Annotated in this window: 1 protein-coding gene; it reads left to right on the forward strand. The window is 61.7% G+C overall.

Features of this window, described 5'->3' with window-relative positions:
* A partial coding sequence (locus P792_RS35180; protein ID WP_023979977.1) for a cytochrome-c peroxidase occupies window positions 1-1,270 on the forward strand: 1,270 nt, incomplete at its 5' end.
* Window positions 1,271-1,453: the final 183 nt, after the last annotated feature.

The raw sequence follows: 1,453 nt of genomic DNA on the forward strand, positions 1-1,453 counted from the left end.
CTCGCAAAACGCCGCACCTGAGTGCGGCATACGTGCCGATGGCAGCAATCCCTGCCCCGTCACGCTCCTGCGTCCGGCAACAGCGCCCCTTTCCGCAATGGCCCGACTGGGCCGCGATATGTTCAACGACCCTAAACTCTCGGGGTCGGGGCAGCTTTCCTGCGCTTCCTGCCATGTCCCAAAGGCTCATTACGCGCCCGATGATGACCGTGTATTTGCCCGCGGTGGAAAGACGATGCAGGCTGCGGGCGTGAGGGCGGTGCCGTCTCTCACCTATCGGGAGCGCCAGCCGCCCTTCAGTGTCGGGCCGGATGATGCCACCAGCGAGGCCGCACCCCCTGCTCCTGCGCAGACAGGCCCAGAGACGCCGCGCGCGGCCAAATCTGCAGGCAACACGGCGGCCTCTGCCCTGGCCCTCGTGCCTCAGGGCGGATTGTTCTGGGACGGCCGGGCCGATACGCTACAGGCGCAGGCAGCGGGGCCCCTTTTCGATCCGCGCGAAATGGCTGCCACGCAGGCTGATGTCGTGCAGCGCCTGCGCCATGCACCGTATACAAATTCATTAATGGCGCTGGTCGGTGGCTCAGCCTCCGATGACATACTGGTCACTGAAGCTCTCTTTGCCCTTGCCCGATACCAGATCGAATCCCCCGGCTTTCACCCTTACTCGAGCCGCTATGATGCCTGGCTTGAGGGCAAGGCGCGTCTGACACCCCATGAAGCGGAGGGTTTGACACTCTTCAATGATCCGGAAAAGGGAAATTGCGCCGCCTGTCATCTCAGCACGGTCGATGCGGAGGGGCGACCACCACTTTTCACCGATCATCAATACGAGGCCCTTGCCGCGCCACGACAGAAACTCGCCCTGCCCGGCAGTATGGATCTGGGTCTGTGCGCTGCCGGGCGGACCGATATCGGCGCCGCTTCTGGCTATTGCGGGTTCTTTCGCACCCCCTCACTGCGCAACAGCGCCACGCGTCGGTATTTTTTCCATAATGGCGTGTTCACCTCCCTGCGCGAGGTGATGGATTTCTATGTGCTGCGCGATATCGAGCCCGCGCGCTTCTATCCTCGCAACAAAGACGGAACGATCGCTCTTTATGACGATCTGCCCAGGCAATACCGCGCCAATATCGACAGGAATGATGCGCCCTTCGGGCCGCGTGACAAACCTGCCCTGACGGAGGCCGAACGCGACAGGATTGTGGATTTTCTCAACACCCTGACCGACGCCCCTGTTGACGGTCAGGGGCACCCCACACACCCCTGAGCCGCATTTGTCGCGTGCAGATCAGACGATTGATGAGACGAATTGCCCCGACGTGGCCGCAGCGATCTGACCAACATTCATGTCGGTTGGAACAAAGATGACGGTTGCCTTGCCCGAGCGGCTGGCGGTCACCACCATATCGGCCTGATTGACATTCTGCATAAGGGTCAGGATCGCCTCTTC

Origin of the sequence: Asaia sp. SF2.1, assembly GCF_000505765.1 — a bacterium.
GTDB classification, from domain to species: domain Bacteria; phylum Pseudomonadota; class Alphaproteobacteria; order Acetobacterales; family Acetobacteraceae; genus Asaia; species Asaia bogorensis.